Genomic DNA, 16,507 nt, shown 5'->3' with positions numbered 1-16,507 from the left:
GACCACCGCACCCCCCGCCGGGCCGGGCGACATCGCGAAGACCGCGCCGGGCCCGGGCGCCCCGCGCCCCGCGCGGCCCCCGTCCCGCCGCAAGCTGACGGGCCGGGCCCTGTCCCGCGCGCTGCCCGTCTCCCCCGCAGTCGTCCTGCTGCTGCTCTTCCTCGCGGGCCCCATCTGCTACTGCGCCTACATCGCCTTCACCGACCTCCAGCTCACCGGCCAGGCGGAGTCGAGCTTCGTCGGGTTCGACAACTTCCGTAAGGCCTTCGGCGACGAGGCATTCCTCAACGCCGTCTGGCTGACGCTGGTCTTCACGGTCGTGTCCTCGCTCATCGGGCAGAACACCATCGGCCTCGCGCTCGCGTCCCTGATGCAGCGGGCGTCCAAGCCGATCCGTACGATCACCGGCGCGATCGTGATCACGGCGTGGGTGCTGCCGGAGGTGGTGGCGGCCTTCCTCCTGTACGCGTTCTTCCGCCGCGAAGGCACCCTCAACGCGGTCCTGGACTTCCTCCATCTCCCGTCCCAGAACTGGATGTACACGCTGCCGATCCTGGCGGTGTCGTTCGCCAACGTGTGGCGGGGGACGGCGTTCTCGATGCTGGTCTACTCGGCGGCCCTGAACGAGATCCCCAAGGAGATCACCGAGGCGGCAGAGGTGGACGGCGCGGGCGGCTGGCGCCGCATGTGGCACATCACGCTGCCGATGATCCGCCGCTCCATCGGCACGAACCTGATGCTGAACACCCTGCAGACCCTGTCGGTCTTCGGTCTGATCTGGGTGATGACGCGAGGCGGTCCGGGAAACCGCAGCCAGACGCTCCCCCTGTTCATGTACGAGCAGGCCTTCCAGAAGAGCATGATCGGTTACGGCACGGCGGTGGCTCTTCTGCTCCTGGTCGTCGGCTCACTCTTCTCGCTCGTCTACATGCGCCTGCTCCGCACGGAGGTCTGAGTGCCCGCGAATACCGCCAACACCGCAAGCACCGCAAGCACCGCAAGCACCGTCAAGTCTCCTTCCCGGCGCCTGCGTTCACGCCGCACGACGAGACGCCTGGCCGCGGACGGGGGCCTGCTGGTCGTGGCGGCGGCGTTCGTGCTGCCGCTGGCCTGGGTGATCCTGTCGTCGCTCGACACCAAGGCGGACCTCAAGGTGAAGGTCCCCGACGGCCTCACCCTGGACAACTACGACGCGGTCCTGACCCCGGAGATCACCTTCACGCCGCTCCTCAACAGTCTGCTGCTGTGCGGCGGTGGCACTCTCCTGACGGTGGTCTGCGCGGCGCTCGCCGCCTATCCGCTCTCCCGCTTCAGGTCCCGCCTGAACCGCCCCTTCATGCTGACGATCCTCTTCGCGACGAGCCTGCCGATCACCGCGATCATGGTCCCGGTGTACGCGCTGTTCGTCCAGGTCGACCTGATCGACACGATGCAGGGCACGATCTTCTTCTTCGCGGCGTCCCAACTCCCCTTCGCCATCTGGCTGATGAAGAACTTCATGGACGGCGTCCCGAAGGAGCTTGAGGAGGCGGCCTGGACGGACGGCGCCTCGTCGTTCCAGTCCCTGCTGCGCATCGTGCTCCCCTTGATGGGCCCCGGGGTCGCCGTGGTGACGGTCTTCTCCTTCGTCATGATGTGGGGCAACTTCTTCGTCCCGTTCATGCTGCTCCTGACCCCGGAACAGATGCCGGCCTCGGTCAGCATCAACGACTTCTTCGGCAACAAGGGAACAGTGATCTACGGCCAGCTGGCAGCGTTCTCGATCATCTACTCAACCCCGGTGATCCTCCTGTACGTCCTGATCTCACGCCGCCTCGGCGGGGGCTTCGCGTTGGGGGGTGCGGTGAAGGGATGACCGGCCTCGCTTCGGCCGTCCGACCCGCTGGCTAGGATCACCGGGTCTGAGGGAGGGCACATGCGGGGGCGTTCGCTGAACGGCCGGTACGAGCTCCTTGAGCGGCTCGGCGCGGGCGGCATGGGAGAGGTCTGGCGGGCACGGGACCGGAGCCTGGGGCGGGAGGTGGCCGTCAAGGTCTTCGTGCCGGCTGACTCCGCCGGTGCGGACGAGCTGGAGCAGCTCCTTGCCCGGTTCCGGCAGGAGGCGCGTGCCGCGGCCTCGCTGGACAGTCCGTACATCGTCGCCGTCCATGACCACGGCACCGACGAGAACACCCCGTACCTGGTGATGGCCCTGGTGCAGGGGCGCTCGCTCGACCACGTGCTGCGCGAGAGCGTCCGCGTGCCCGTGGTGGACGCGCTGCGCTGGGCGGCGGACATCTGCCGCGCCCTGGACGCCGCGCACTCGGCGGGCATCGTGCACCGTGACATCAAGCCCGGCAACGTCATGATCACGCCGGACGGCACGGCCAAGGTCGTCGACTTCGGCATCGCGACCTTCCTGGAGCGCGCCGCGGGCGACTCCCGCCTCACACAGACGGGGCAACTGCCGTTCGGCAGCGTGCCGTACCTGGCCCCCGAGCGGTTCCGCCAAGAGGCGGGCGACGGACGCACCGACCTGTACGCACTCGGCTGTGTCCTCTACGAACTCCTCGTCGGCAGACCGCCGTTCACCGGTACGGCGGTCGGTGTGATGTACAACCACGTCAACGACGCACCGCTGCGGCCCTCGCGGGCACGGGCCGAGGTGACGGCGCCGGTCGAACGCCTCGTACTCGACCTCCTCGCCAAGGACCCGGCCGACCGGCCGACGGACGCGGCTACGACGCTCGAGCGGATCCTGGGTGTCGCGGTGGGGGCGCGGGGCGGCTCCTCCGCATACGAGGCTTCGGCTTCGGCGCCGGCTTCGGACGACGTGCAGGATGCCGTTCCGGGTGCGGCCGGGCCGTCCCACCCGCTGACGGTCCGCTCGGAGGACCGGCCCGAGCAGACCGCGCCCGCCGCTGCCCGGGGCGCGAACGCCCGCACCGAGCCCGCCTCCCGCATCGAGGACGCCCGCCCTCACCCGCCATCCGTCCGCAAGGACCCCGCTCCCGAGCCCCGCCGCCGCTCGCGCGGACGGCGTCTGCTGATCCCCGCCGCGCTCGTCCTGGCGGTCAGCATCCCGACGGGCCTCGGCATACGCTCCCTCGCCGCATCCGACACCGGGTCCGCGTCCGGCGCCGGTGACGCCCCGGCCGTCTACACGATCGGCGTCGCCCACAGCTACCGGCACGTCGGCGCCGAACACTCCGGGGGCGGGGACACGTACGAGAAGTCGGAGTACGGCCAGTTCACGACGCAGCAGCGGCGCACCGTCGCGTCCGCCTTCTCGGAGGCGCTCGGCACGAAGAGCCGCAGCCGCTTCCGGCTCGTCCCCGTGTCCGCCGACCCGGACACGACGTCGCGCAAGATGCTCGCCGAGCACCCGGACATGCTTGCCGTCATCGGTGACACCGCCGACTTCTCCTGGGTGCACGACACGGACGAGGCGTTCCTGCCGGAGATCAGCACGTGCTCCGAAGTCGCCCACGCCGAGGGCGCGTTCGCGATCCCGGCCGATGACGCGCGGCAGGGCGAGGCGATGGCCGAGTACCTCCGGTCGGAGACGAAGGCGCGCCGGGTACTGGTGGCCGAGGACAAGCTCTGGGTGAACCGCGAGGACGGCATCGGCACCGCGCTGCGCAAGGGCGGCGTCACCCCGGAGGCGCTGGACGTCGACCCCCACAAGGTGACGGCGTCGCAGATCCCCGCGCTGGTCGCCGGGGCGCGCGCGGACGCGGTGGTGGTGCCCACGGGCACGTCCGCCGGTGTCTGGGCCAAGGCGCTGAAGGCGGACGGCTTCGACGGCCCCGTGCTGACCCAGAGCGGCCCGGTGGGCATCTGCGAGGACTCGGAGGAGCGGGCCGCGGCCGAGAGGCGGGACAAGTCCATCCCCGAAGGGGTCCTGCGCGCCCGCAACTACGCGGGCGAGCCCGACGACAACCTCCCCGCACGCGGAAACCAGGAGCTGTACGACGGCGCCCTGGCCCTGGCCACCGCGCTCAAGGAGCTCCCCGCCGGGGGCGCGGCCACGTCGCTGCGGCACACCCTGGACCGCGGGATCCAGCGCGTCTCGGTCAACGGCGTACTCGCCGGGGTCTCCTTCGAGAAGCGCCGCTCGGCCCGCGAACGGCCGGTGTGGTTCGACCGCCGGGGCGGGCACGCCTGGAGCGAGATCGGCAAGGTGGACAAGAGGTACGAGCCGACGAAGCAGTAGGGGCCGTGGCCATGACCGTGGCCGCTAGGACTCGACGGCGGCCCGGATCCGCGCGGCGAGGTCGGCCAACTCCTCCGGCTCCGCATCCAGTACACCGTTCTCGGTCATGAGGACGTGGAACTGCTGCTCCTCGTACGGGACTCCGGGCGGCAGGGCCGCGATGTGCCAGTGGAGGTGGCTGTTCCCTTCCTGACTGCCGAGGGAGTAGAGGTAGGTCCGCTCGGCGCCGAGGACCTGCTCGACGGCGAGGGCGACCTTCCGTACGACGAGCATGATCCGCGTGTACGCCGCCTCGTCGAGGTCGCGGACGACGTGCTCGACGTGGGCTTTCGGCGCGACGAGAACCTTGCCGGGGAGGGTGGGCCACCGATCGAGGAACGCGACGTGGGCGTGGTCCTCGTAGACGGTGTGATGGGCGTAGCCGGGGTCCCCGGCGACGAACGCACAAACAAAGCAGGGGCCGCTGCGCGCCCGCTCCATATATCCCTCAAGGTCCATGGCTTTCCGGTCCATACCCATGAGCATGCACTCCCCACTCGACTTCTGACTGCCCCCGGTCACAGACCGGTGCGTGAGCCCTGCGATGAATACCCCGCCCGGATTCACCGGGATACGCACCTCCCGCCCCATTGCGTAGCAGATATCTCTCTGGTGCCGCCGATCAGTGCCCACTAGCGTGCTTAGCTCGCGCCAACTCCCACCCTCACCAGGAGCCTCCAGTGAACCGCCCTATCCGTCTCGCGACGGTCGCCCTCACCGCGTCCGCAGCTCTGCTGCTGACTGCTTGCGGAAGCGGCGACGACGAGTCCAAGGACAACGACAAGATCGCTGGAGCGGAGCAGGACGCGAAGAAGTCACCTTCGCCAAGCGCATCGAAGGTGACTGACGTAGAGCGCCCGAAGATCAAGTTGCCGTCGGATCTCCACTACAAGTTCGAGTGGGCCAAGACCGGCGACGAGAACAAGGACACCGTCCTGTCCGACACCGAGGAGTACCTCAAGGCGGTCGACATGGCCATCGCCGAACAGGACGCGCTCCACAAGTCCTACCGCTTCTACTCCGAGGGCGAAGCAGCCGCCGGGAGTCAAAAGTTCATTCAGGAATTTGTCCAGTACAAGGACCGGATCACGGGGACGAAGCGCTTCTACAACGCCCGGGTGAACGTCACGGGCGGAAAGAAGGCATCGCTCGTCTACTGCGAGGACCAGGGCAAGGCATTCAACAAGAGCCTCAAGACGGGGAAGACCGATGTGACATCCCCGTCGAAGGATGACCTGGTCATCTACACCAGCCGCCTGCACCTCAACAAGCAGGGCGTTTGGATCACCGAGCAGACCACATCTGATCGCGGGAGTGCCGCATGCCAGTCATGAAACCGGGACGGCTCGCTGTCGTCATGGCCGTAGCACTGGCCTCGTCCCTGTTCGTCTCCGGACAGGCATGGGCAGGCTACGGGCACGGTGGCAGCACGAACGGCGACGCCGAGGGCCCGGACAAGCCGGGAGGCGACGGAAAGGCCTCCGCCACCGCCTCCGGCATCGTCTACGACCGCTCCAAGAACGGCACCGGAGCCAAGGCCGGCGCCATGACCCCCGCCACGAACTGGACCCCGCCCGCCTGCTGGTATGCCCCCAAGTACTCGCCGGAGGAGTTCAAGAAGTACGTCGAGCCGATCTGGCAGGCCGAATCGACGGGCTACCAGTGGGACTTGGAGCAAAAGAAGCGGTACGTGGACGGCGAGCCCTACAAGAACTTCAACCTGGACAAGGCGGGCAAGGGCTACTGGTGGACGTCCTTCTCCAACGAGAGCTACCCACCCGGCTGGGACTCCTGCGAGAAGCCCACCTTCTGGGTCGACAAGGGCGACCCGCCTCCGGCGGACATCCCCGAGGCCATCACCCCTGAGATCCTCGCGAAGCTCGCGTACGCCGAAGTCCGCGTACCCGGCACCGAGGTGACCCTCGCCCCGGAAGGCAAGACGAAGGTCAACCTGCCGACCTGGGCCTGGCTGAACGACGCGGAGTTCAAGCCGGTGTCGGTGACGGCTTCCGTCCCCGAGCTCGCCATCGAGGCAACCACAACCGCCGAGCCGATCTCTCTCAAGATCGACCCGGGAACGAAGGACGCCGAGACGTACCCCGCCTCCGGGGTGTGCCCGATCGAGAACGGCAAGATCGGCGAACCGTACGCCAAGGGCAAGTCCGACCAGACCCCGCCCTGCGGCGTGAAGTACCTCCGCTCATCCGGCGACGGCTCCTACCCGCTCAAGGCAACCGTCACCTGGAAGATCCACTGGACCGGCACGGGTGTGACCGGCGAAAAGCCCCTGCCTGACGGCGAGTTCGGGGCAGATCAGGACGTGATCGTCGAGGAGATCCAGTCGATCAACCGATAGCCGACCGGTAGGTCTGAGTCAGCAATCGCCGGTCACCACCGAAGAGATACCGGCCAGTTGAGCGCACCGAAGCCGAAGTGGGACATCCCGGAAGACACGCTCGCCCGTTCCATCTTCGGGCCCCTGGGGGGCATCGTCGAGATCGGGACGGTTGCCGCGGCAGGGACCTGGGACCTGGCGGACGTGTCCGTGGGTGGGTTCGTGTCGGCCCGGCAGGGCGATGTGGCGGGGCTTCTCGAAGTGGTCCAGGAAATCGGGGACTTCGGGGAGCAGGTCATGGGGATCTTCGACGAGCTCGGCTATCTGCGCGAGCATCACGTGGAGACGCCGAACCTGCTGTTGTGGTCCTCGGGGTACGAGGACGTGCGGAACCCATTCGATGCGCCCGACGCGCCGCATGGGCGCGGACCTGCAGCTGACACGGTCCCTCCAGGCGCTGGTCAACGCGGCGATCGCCCGGGGCCTCGATGTCGCGCGCGGGGCCGGGCTCGTCGCCGAGGCGTTGCGGATCACGGTGGGGCTGGTCGGCGGGGCTAGGGATGAGGGACCTGGTCCCGCCCACGGAGCCCACACCGTCCTCCGGATGCGGCCCGTCGCCTTCCTCGCCGATCTGCCGCTTCCCGATTTCGGCGGCGCGGCTCGACGCCCGGGCACTCTTCCGGGGGTACGGACATGCGCTTGAGGAGCTGCTGGGTGCGTAGCCGGAGGAGGATCATGCATGACGCGCGCACACCACCTCATGTAACTTCGCACCTGCGTACGGTTGTCGTAATGACGAACGCAGCGGGGGTTGCGGCATGGCAGGGAATCGTCCGGCGGATTGGCATGTCCTGGACCTGGACAAGGATCCGACGCCCGGTGATCCGGACCGGGTGCGGAACCTCGCCAAGAACCTGCATGACTTCGCAGACGACGTCTCCAAGGTCCTCCGCGATATCAAGGGGATGGCGGGCGAGGACGCGATCCTGACCTGGGCGGGCAAGACCGCCGAATCCTTCACCTCGGAGTTCGAGGACGCGCCGGGCAAGCTGAAGAAGCTCAAGAAGAGCTACGAGATGGCTGGCGATGCCCTCTCCACCTACTGGCCCGAGCTGGAACGCGCCCAGGCCCTGGCCGACAAGGCCCTGGCCAAGGGCCGCGAAGCGCAAGGCGACTTGAGCAGCGCCCAGACCCGCCTCACCTCCGCCGACTCGTGGATGGACAAGGCGGGCAAGGAAGCCGACAAGTACAAGGACGACGACGGCGGTTCCAAGTCCAAGGACGTCCCGAAGCCCGACCCGGACAAGGTCAAGGCCGCCACCCGCAACGCCACCTCCGCCGAGAAAGCCCAGACGGCAGCGAAGTCGGATGTCTCCGCCGCGAAGAGCAACCTCGACGCCGCGAAGAAGATGGCCGAAGACGCCCGCAAGATGCGCGAAGACGCCGCGGGTACCGCCAAGAAGAAGCTGGAAGACGCCTCCGACGCGGGCATTCAGAACCGCAAGTGGTGGGAGGAGGTCGGGGACTGGGTCACCGACAACTGGGACACCATCGTCGCCGTCTGCAAGGTCGTCGTCGCCGTCCTCGGCGTCATCGCCATGATCATCGGTGGCCCGATCCTCGGCGCGATCGTCCTCATCGCCGCCCTCGTCGTCCTCGCCGACACCCTCAATAAATACGCGAAGGGGGAAGCAGGCCTACTCGACGTCGCCTTCGCCGCCCTCGACTGCATCCCCGGCATGAAGGGCCTCACCTCCCTCCGCGGCCTCGCCAAGGGCATGAAGGGCCTCAAGAGCGGACTGAGGGGGCTGAACTCGGCCCGTGGCGCGCTGACGAAGGGCGCGAAGGGTGCGTTCAACCGAGTCAAGAGCAAAATCAAGGGCTGCGGAGACCCGGTGGACGTGGCCACCGGGCAGATGTTCCTGAACGAGACCGACCTCACTCTGCCGGGCACGTTGCCGCTGACCTTCACCCGCCGTGTCGCCTCGGGCTACCGCACCGGCGGCTGGTTCGGCCCCACCTGGACCTCCACCGCCGACCAGCGCCTGGAGATCGACGAGCACGGCATCGTATTCGTCACCGAGGACGGCATGCTCCTCGCCTATCCCCACCCCGAGGGCCCGGACACTTCCGTACTGCCTGCCTCCGGCCCGCACTGGCCGCTGGAACGCCTCGACGACGGCAGCTATCACGTCACGGACCCCGTCGTCGGCCGGCGCCGTCATTTCGTGACCACCCGCGACGACCTCGCCTTGCTGGCGCGCATCACCGACCGCAATCACAATGCCATCGACTTCGACTATGACTCCGAGGGCACCCCGCTCACGATCCGGCACTCGGGTGGCTACCACCTCAATCTGACAGTGGACGACGGCCAGATCACGTCACTGATCCTGGTCGGAGCCGGTGCCGGTGCTGACTCCGACGCCGCAGTCGATGCCGCAGCCGCATCCACCGAGCGCCCCTCCCAGCTCTGTATCAAGCAGTACGGCTACACCGACGGCAACCTCACATCGATCGTCAACTCCTCTGGTCTGCCAATAGAGTTCACCTACGATGAACAGTGCCGCATCACCTCGTGGAAAGACACAAACGACAGTCGCTACCACTACACATACGACGACCAGGACCGCTGCGTCGCCCAGGGCCACGAGGCCGGGTATGTGACCAACACCTTCGCCCACGACGTCGTGGATCCGGCCTGGCCCGGCCATCGCGTCACGGAAGTCACCACGGCCGAGGGCGCCATCTCCCGCTTCGTCATCAACGAAGACTGCCTCGTCGTCGCCGAGATCGATCCACTGGGTGGCACGATCCGCACCGCGTACGACACGCACCATCACCTCGTCTCGTCCACCGATCAGCTCGGCCACACCACGCGCGTCGTGAACAACCAGTGGGGCCAGCCCGTCGAGGTGACACGGTCGGACGGGGCCATCGTCCGCATCACGTACAACGACCTCAATCTCGCCACGTCCATCAGCCTGCCGGACGGCACTTCCTGGCGACACCGCTACGACGATCGAGGCAATTGCACATCCATCACGGACCCGGGGGGAAACACCTCCCGGAGCACCTACAGCGCGTCAGGGCATGCCCTGACGGTCGACGACGCGTTGGGCCACACCATCGCGGTGCGGTACAACGCCGCGGGGCTCCCTGTAGAGGCCACGGATCCGCTGGGCGCCCTCACCACCTGGGAGCGTGACGCGTTCGGGCGCACCGTCGCCCTGACCGACTCCGTCGGGAACACCACTCGGCTGGAATGGTCGACGGAGGGCAAGCTCATCCGGCGCACCGCGCCGGACGGTGAGGTCGAGACCTGGACATATGACGGAGAGGGCAACTGCACCAGTTATACCGACCAGTTGAGACAGGTTTCCCGCTACGAGTACACGCATTTCGACCTCCTCGCGGCCCGCATCAGTCCCGACGGCGCACGCCACGAGTTCGCCTACGACACCTCTCTTCGCCTGACCGAGGTCACCAACCCCCTTGGTTTCGCCTGGAGTTATGAGCATGATGCCGCCGGACACCTGAGGTCCGAGACGGACTTCGACGGCCGAACCCTCACCTACGAGCACGACGCCGCCGGCCGTCTCACCGCCCGCACGAACGCCGCGGGCGAGACCGTCACGTTCGATCACGACGAGCTCGGCCAGATCATCCGCAAGGATGCCGCCGGATCGGTCACCACCTTTGCCTACGACCTCTTCGGCCAGCTCAGCCAAGCCACCGGGCCTGACGCCTCGCTGACCATCGAGCGTGACCATGGCGGTCGGCCGCTCTCCGAGACCGTCGACGGCCGCACGCTCACCTTCGCCCACGACGCGATGGGCCGCCGCACACGGCGTACCACAGCCACCGGAGCGACCAGCACGTGGACGTATGACGCCGCGGGTAACCACGCCCTGCTCAGCACCGGTGGCCGCACCATCAGCTTCGAGCACGATCCTTCGGGTCGGGAAGTGGCCCGGCACGTCGGTGCGAACCTCACGCTGGCCCACGCCTTCGACGAGGTGGGCCGCCTCACCGCGCAGTCGGTGACGACCGCCGACAGGCGATCGGTGCAGAGCCGCGCGTACACCTATCGCGCCGACGGTCACCTCGCGAGCCTCGACGACCAGCTCGCAGGGACGCGCCGGTTCGACCTGGACGCGGCCGGCCGGGTGACCGCCGTCCACGCGGGCAACTGGACCGAGACGTACGCCTATGACGCGGCCGGGAACCAGACACAGGCCACCAGTCCGAGCAACCATCCGGGCCACGAAAGCAACGGTCCGCGCGCCTACACCGGCACGCGCATCACCCGCGCCGGTCACCTCCGTTACGAACACGACGATCTCGGCCGCGTCACACTGCGCCAGAAGACGCGGCTGTCCCGCAAGCCGGACACCTGGCACTACACCTGGGACGCCGAGGACCGGCTCATGGCCGTCATCACACCGGACGGCACACGCTGGCGCTATCGATACGACCCGCTCGGGCGTCGCATCGCCAAGCTGCGCCTGGCCCCCGACGGCGAGACGGTGCTCGAGCAGACCGTCTTCTCCTGGGACGGCACCCTTCTCTGCGAACAGACCACCACGTCCGCGGAGTTGCCCAACCCGGTGACCGTGACGTGGGACCACCAAGGTCTGCACCCCATCGCCCAGACGGAACGGGTGTCGGCCGCCGACATGCCCCAGGACGAGATCGACTCACGGTTCTTCTCGATCGTCACCGACCTGGTCGGCACGCCCACGGAACTCATCGACGAGACCGGGGACATCGCCTGGCGCGCCCGCAGCACGCTCTGGGGTACGACCGCCTGGACGGCCAGCAGCACCACATACACACCGCTCCGGTTCCCCGGCCAGTACTTCGACCCCGAGACGGGCCTCCATTACAACTACTTCCGCCATTACGACCCCGAGACCGCCCGCTACCTCACCAACGACCCTCTCGGCCTCGCGCCCTCCCCCAACCCCAGCGGCTACGTCCCGAATCCCCAGGTCTGGACCGACCATCTCGGGCTTTCGCCGGATGAATGCACCCAGTCCATCTTCAAGGCTTCAGCGAGAGGGAAGGGCGATGTCCACGAACAGCACGGGTACAGCGCCGACGACTTCCCCGGTGACCCGCGTAAGTCCGAAGGCATGTACCCCAACGGCCGGGCATACTTCGGAAAGAAGCGGGACATCGCCGAGAAGTACGCCCAGTCGTACGGCGAGGGCGTCATCGAGATCAAGATTCCGAAGTCCGAGTACGATGCCAAGTGGGCGAAGTACGAGCAGGATTACATGGACAGCCCGGGCGACAAGGAACTGGTGATTCCGAACAATGTCGTCGAGGACTTGAACCAATACCCGAGGATCAGACACAAGTGACGAAGGAAATTTCCTGGGAGGAAGCAAAGCGGCTCTACCCCGTGGGTTCCCCCGCGCGTGGAGTGGTCAAGCTTCGGCTGCCTTTCGGTGTGTTCCTGGACCTGGACGAAGCTCCCGGAATCAGCGCTCTCATCGACCTGCTGTCCTACGACCCCGAGGGCACGATCAACGACCCCGCCGCTCCCCCCGCCCCCTTGCCGGACGTCGGGGAACGCGTTGAAGGCGTCGTAGGGCAGCACGGCGACGAGCAGATCAAGATCCGTGTCGGCCCGCCGTACTGGGAAACACGCGCCCCGTAGGTTCGCACCAATCCGCAACCTCGTATGAACGCACCGTAGTCGTCGGCGCCCCGCACCCATACCGTGTGCCCGTGCAACCGAGCCGACCGCCGCACCAGCCCATGCCACCGTTCGACTTCCCCGCCGCCCGGCGCCTCCGTGAGGCCCTGGGGATGGCGCACGGGCACGTCGCCTACGGGATGCGAGCGAGCTATGGGCTCACCTACATCACCCCGGAGACCATCGCCGCCTGGGAGCGCGGGCTCGCCGCGCCCACCTCCGCCGAGCTCACCGCGCTCGCCGGCACCCTGTGGTGCTCCCCCGGCGAGCTCATGGGCGCCGCGACCACCCTGCGCGAGCACCGTCTCGCCCGCGGGCTCGCGCCCGAGGACGTGGCGCGGGGGTCCGGCGTCGAGATCCAGGCCTATCTGCACATGGAGGAGACCAACACCTGGCGCGGCAACGACCGGCAGTCCGCCGCGCTCGCCGAGGTGCTCCAGCTCCCCCTGCCCGACTTCATCAACGTCATCGGGCGCGCCGACGACCTCGCCGAGCTGCTGCGCAGCGCCGTCACGAGCCGTTGGCAGGGGTACGTGCGGCCCGTCAGCAAGATGCTGCCCGTGCAGAAGCGGCACGTCGAGGACGTGCTGCAGCAGCTCCACGCCGACTACCAGTCGCGCATGGTCCGGACGCTCAGCTGGGGCGGCGGGGCCGGGGCCGATGCCTCGGGGAGCGCCGGGAAGGACTTCCTGGACAAGATCCTGGAGCACTTCTGGACGCAGGTACGGGGGACCCGGGGCGCCGGGGGCTGATGCCCCGGCCGTCAGGCAGTCAAGACGCCCGCCAGACAATCGCCCCTAGAACACCGACTCCGCCTCGTCCATCCGGTCCTTCGGCACCGTCTTCAGCTCGGTGACCGCCTCCGCCAGCGGCACCATCGTGATGTCCGTGCCCCGCAGCGCCGTCATCCGGCCGAACTCCTCGCGGTGCGCCGCCTCCACCGCGTGCCAGCCGAAGCGGGTGGCGAGGACGCGGTCGTACGCCGTCGGGGTGCCGCCGCGCTGGACGTGGCCCAGGATGACCGGCTTGGCCTCCTTGCCGAGGCGGGTCTCCAGTTCGTACGCGAGCGCCGTGCCGATGCCCTGGAAGCGCTCGTGGCCGAACTGGTCGATCGCGCCGACACCGTAATTCATGGTGCCCTCCTGCGGGTGCGCGCCCTCGGCCACGCAGATCACCGCGAACTTCTTGCCCCGCGAGAACCGCTCCTCGACCAGTTTGACCAGGTCAGCGGGGTCGAAGGGACGCTCGGGGAGGCAGATGCCGTGGGCGCCGCCCGCCATGCCGGACTCCAGGGCGATCCAGCCCGCGTGGCGGCCCATGACCTCGACGACCATCACGCGCTGGTGGGACTCGGCCGTCGTCTTGAGGCGGTCCATCGCCTCCGTCGCGACGCCCACCGCCGTGTCGAAGCCGAAGGTTCGGTCGGTGGAGGAGATGTCGTTGTCGATGGTCTTGGGGACGCCCACCACCGGGAGGCCCGCGTCCGACAGCATCTTTGCCGCCGTGAGCGTGCCCTCGCCGCCGATGGGGATCAGGACGTCGAAGCCGATCTCCTTGGCGAGCGCGGGCGCGTCCTCGCAGGCCGCACGGAAGCGGTCGCGCTCCAGGCGGGAGGAGCCCAGAATCGTTCCGCCACGGGCCAGGATGCCGCTGACCTCGTTCAGGCCGAGGGAGCGGTAGCGGCCGTCGAGCAGGCCCGCGTAACCGTCCTCGAAGCCGATGACCTCGTCGCCGTAGTGCGTGACGGCTCGGTGCACGACCGACCGGATCACTGCGTTGAGGCCGGGGCAGTCGCCGCCTGCGGTGAGAATTCCGATGCGCATCGTGCTGTGTCTCCTGCTCGCTGTTGATCCTTGTGAGCCGGTCTGATTGTTCCATGGCCGCGCAGCGGTCGCTGCTCGCACAACCACCACTCCCGCCCCACGCCTGCTCCGCCCGATCCTGGGGAGACCTGGGGAGAGGGCCTTTGTGCCCACCCCCTGAGGCCTTTCGTCCGGCGGGCGACCTAGCCAGCCGCAGAGGTATTGTCAAGAAGGCACGGCAACCATATCGGGTCATTTGTCCGGCCTTGACGGAAGTCGCCCGGTCTCGCCGGGCGGCCAGGGAAAACCGCAGCGGAGCAGCGACGAAGGGGAGAGCACGCGTGACGCGCAGCGTGTACGTGACCGGGATCGACCGGGGCGACGGCCGCCAGGTCATCGAGCTGGGAGTCATGGAACTCCTGACCCGTCAGGTCGACCGGGTGGGGGTCTTCCGTCCGCTCGTCCACGACGGGCCGGATCGTCTTTTCGATCTTCTAAGGGCCCGCTACCGGCTGGCGCAGGACGCGGCGTCCGGGTACGGGATGGATTACCACGAGGCCTCCGCGATCCAGGCCGAGCAGGGCACCGACGAGCTGGTCTCCCAGCTCGTCGACCGTTTTCACCGGGTGGCGCGGGACTACGAGATCGTTCTGGTGCTCGGCACGGACTTCGCCGACACCCAGCTCCCGGACGAGCTGTCGCTCAACGCGCGCCTCGCCAACGAGTTCGGCGCCTCCGTGATACCCGTCGTCGGCGGCAAGAACCAGACCGCCGAATCGGTCCGCTCCGAGACGCGCAACGCCTATCGCGCGTACGAGAGCCTGGGCTGCGACGTCCTCGCGATGGTCACCAACCGGGTGTCGCCCGCCGACCGCGACGAGATCCACGACAGCCTCGCGGCCGGCCTCCCCGTGCCCAGCTACGTCCTGCCGGACGAGCCCGCGCTCGCCGCCCCCACGGTCGCCCAGATCACCCACGCGCTCGGCGGGCGCGTCGTGCTCGGCGACGACGCGGGCCTGGCCCGTGACGCGCTCGACTTCGTCTTCGGCGGCGCGATGCTGCCGAACTTCCTGAACGCCCTGACCCCGGGCTGCCTCGTGGTCACCCCCGGCGACCGCGCCGACCTCGTCGTGGGCTCGCTCGCCGCGCACAGCGCCGGTACGCCGCCCATCGCGGGCGTCCTGCTCACCCTCAACGAGCAGCCCGGCGAGGCGATCCTGAAGCTCGCCGACCGCCTCGCGCCCGGCACCCCGGTCATCGCGGTCTCCGGCGGCTCCTTCCCCACCGCGGGCGAACTCTTCGCCCTGGAGGGGAAGTTGAACGCCGCCACGCCCCGCAAGGCGGAGACGGCCCTCGGGCTCTTCGAGCGGTACGTCGACACGGCGGGGCTGCTCAGCCGCGTACAGGCCCCCAGCAGCGACCGCGTCACGCCGATGATGTTCGAGCACAAGCTCCTGGAGCAGGCGCGCTCCGACAAGCGCCGCGTCGTCCTGCCCGAGGGCACCGAGGAGCGCGTCCTGCGCGCCGCCGACGTGCTGCTGCGCCGCGGTGTCTGCGACCTGACGCTGCTCGGCCCCGTCGAGCAGATCCGCAAGAAGGCCGCGGACCTCGGCGTCGACCTCGCCGACTCGCAGCTCATCGACCCGCAGACCTCCGAGCTGCGGGACGCGTTCGCCGCCAAGTACGCCGAGCTCCGTGCCCACAAGGGTGTCACCGTCGAGCTCGCGCACGACGTCGTCGCGGACGTGAACTACTTCGGCACCCTGATGGTGCAGGAGGGCTTCGCCGACGGCATGGTGTCGGGGTCCGTGCACTCCACGGCCGCCACGATCCGGCCCGCCTTCGAGATCATCAAGACGAAGCCCGACGCCTCGATCGTCAGCTCCGTCTTCTTCATGTGCCTGGCCGACAAGGTGCTCGTCTACGGCGACTGCGCGGTCAATCCGGACCCGAACGCGGTGCAGCTCGCCGACATCGCCGTCCAGGCGGCGGCCACCGCCGAGCAGTTCGGCGTGGAGCCGCGGATCGCGATGCTCTCGTACTCGACGGGCACGTCCGGTTCGGGCGCCGACGTCGACAAGGTGCGCGAGGCGACCGAGCTGGTGCGGGAGAGCCGCAGCGACCTGAAGATCGAGGGACCGATCCAGTACGACGCCGCCGTGGAGCCCTCGGTCGCGGCGACGAAGCTGCCGGAATCGGAGGTCGCGGGCCAGGCCAGCGTGCTGATCTTCCCGGACCTGAACACCGGCAACAACACGTACAAGGCCGTGCAGCGCTCGGCCGGCGCGATCGCCGTCGGCCCGGTCCTCCAGGGCCTGCGCAAGCCGGTCAACGACCTGTCCCGCGGCGCCCTCGTGCAGGACATCGTCAACACCGTCGTGATCACCGCGATCCAGGCCCAGGGCGGCCCGACCGCCTCCGCGTAGCAC

General features: G+C 68.4%; 12 protein-coding genes. 10 read left to right on the top strand and 2 right to left on the bottom strand.

What is annotated here, in order from left to right; genetic code table 11:
* Nucleotides 1-94: 94 nt before the first annotated feature.
* The 3 genes from AB0E78_RS19340 (at nt 95) to AB0E78_RS19330 (ending at nt 4,195) form a co-directional block, all read left to right on the top strand.
* Complete coding sequence (locus tag AB0E78_RS19340; RefSeq protein WP_361833821.1) at nt 95-955, top strand: sugar ABC transporter permease; 861 nt, start codon at nt 95-97, stop codon at nt 953-955.
* A 72-nt stretch (nt 956-1,027) separates the two neighbouring features.
* Nucleotides 1,028-1,855 carry a carbohydrate ABC transporter permease gene (locus tag AB0E78_RS19335; protein WP_361833819.1) on the top strand — a complete coding sequence of 276 codons (828 nt, stop codon included), beginning with the start codon at nt 1,028-1,030 and terminating at the stop codon, nt 1,853-1,855.
* A 60-nt stretch (nt 1,856-1,915) separates the two neighbouring features.
* The gene (locus AB0E78_RS19330) at nt 1,916-4,195 is read left to right on the top strand and encodes a protein kinase (RefSeq protein WP_361833741.1); all 2,280 of its coding nucleotides are present in this window, start codon (nt 1,916-1,918) and stop codon (nt 4,193-4,195) included.
* Nucleotides 4,196-4,219: 24 nt separating this feature from the next.
* Here AB0E78_RS19330 and AB0E78_RS19325 read toward each other — a convergent pair whose 3' ends face one another.
* Nucleotides 4,220-4,708, bottom strand: a complete 489-nt coding sequence (locus tag AB0E78_RS19325; protein WP_361833739.1) for an HIT family protein — start codon at nt 4,706-4,708, stop codon at nt 4,220-4,222.
* Between the two features lie 206 nt (nt 4,709-4,914).
* Here AB0E78_RS19325 and AB0E78_RS19320 point away from each other — a divergent pair, with 206 nt between their 5' ends.
* From AB0E78_RS19320 to AB0E78_RS19295, 6 genes are all read left to right on the top strand, one after another.
* Nucleotides 4,915-5,568, top strand: coding sequence for a hypothetical protein (locus tag AB0E78_RS19320; protein WP_361833737.1), 654 nt, complete (start codon nt 4,915-4,917; stop codon nt 5,566-5,568).
* Entirely contained in the window at nt 5,556-6,590 is a 1,035-nt protein-coding gene (locus AB0E78_RS19315) for a hypothetical protein (protein WP_361833735.1), read from the top strand. Before AB0E78_RS19320 ends, AB0E78_RS19315 begins: the two co-directional genes overlap by 13 nt.
* A gap of 379 nt (nt 6,591-6,969) precedes the next feature.
* Entirely contained in the window at nt 6,970-7,272 is a 303-nt protein-coding gene (locus AB0E78_RS19310) for a hypothetical protein (RefSeq protein WP_361833733.1), read from the top strand.
* A gap of 115 nt (nt 7,273-7,387) precedes the next feature.
* A complete protein-coding gene (locus AB0E78_RS19305) occupies nt 7,388-11,938 on the top strand; it encodes a DUF6531 domain-containing protein (RefSeq protein WP_361833731.1) in 4,551 nt (1,516 codons plus the stop codon).
* Complete coding sequence (locus AB0E78_RS19300) at nt 11,935-12,237, top strand: hypothetical protein (RefSeq protein ID WP_361833729.1); 303 nt, start codon at nt 11,935-11,937, stop codon at nt 12,235-12,237. Before AB0E78_RS19305 ends, AB0E78_RS19300 begins: the two co-directional genes overlap by 4 nt.
* Before the next feature lie 101 nt (nt 12,238-12,338).
* The gene (locus AB0E78_RS19295; RefSeq protein ID WP_361833817.1) at nt 12,339-13,028 is read left to right on the top strand and encodes a helix-turn-helix transcriptional regulator; all 690 of its coding nucleotides are present in this window, start codon (nt 12,339-12,341) and stop codon (nt 13,026-13,028) included.
* Nucleotides 13,029-13,073: 45 nt separating this feature from the next.
* Here the strand turns inward: AB0E78_RS19295 and AB0E78_RS19290 are convergent, their stop codons facing one another.
* Nucleotides 13,074-14,099: a 6-phosphofructokinase gene (locus tag AB0E78_RS19290; protein ID WP_361833727.1), complete on the bottom strand. Its 1,026-nt coding sequence runs from the start codon at nt 14,097-14,099 to the stop codon at nt 13,074-13,076.
* Between the two features lie 320 nt (nt 14,100-14,419).
* Between AB0E78_RS19290 and pta the strand changes: the two genes are divergently transcribed.
* A complete protein-coding gene (pta, locus tag AB0E78_RS19285) occupies nt 14,420-16,504 on the top strand; it encodes a phosphate acetyltransferase (protein ID WP_361833725.1) in 2,085 nt (694 codons plus the stop codon).
* Nucleotides 16,505-16,507: the final 3 nt, after the last annotated feature.

This window comes from Streptomyces sp. NPDC032198 (assembly GCF_040636975.1).
Taxonomy (GTDB): domain Bacteria; phylum Actinomycetota; class Actinomycetes; order Streptomycetales; family Streptomycetaceae; genus Streptomyces.
Note: the sequence above shows the minus strand (reverse complement) of the source record. Positions and strands in the feature narration are given on the sequence as shown.

Bases quoted from the DNA above. Each gene is read 5' to 3' on its own strand.
- AB0E78_RS19325 (WP_361833739.1), bottom strand. From the start codon at position 4,708: ATGGACCGGAAAGCCATGGACCTTGAGGGATATATGGAGCGGGCGCGC.
- AB0E78_RS19295 (WP_361833817.1), top strand. From the start codon at position 12,339: ATGCCACCGTTCGACTTCCCCGCCGCCCGGCGCCTCCGTGAGGCCCTG.
- AB0E78_RS19290 (WP_361833727.1), bottom strand. From the start codon at position 14,099: ATGCGCATCGGAATTCTCACCGCAGGCGGCGACTGCCCCGGCCTCAAC.
- AB0E78_RS19330 (WP_361833741.1), top strand. From the start codon at position 1,916: ATGCGGGGGCGTTCGCTGAACGGCCGGTACGAGCTCCTTGAGCGGCTC.
- AB0E78_RS19315 (WP_361833735.1), top strand. From the start codon at position 5,556: ATGCCAGTCATGAAACCGGGACGGCTCGCTGTCGTCATGGCCGTAGCA.
- AB0E78_RS19305 (WP_361833731.1), top strand. From the start codon at position 7,388: ATGGCAGGGAATCGTCCGGCGGATTGGCATGTCCTGGACCTGGACAAG.
- AB0E78_RS19310 (WP_361833733.1), top strand. From the start codon at position 6,970: ATGCGCCCGACGCGCCGCATGGGCGCGGACCTGCAGCTGACACGGTCC.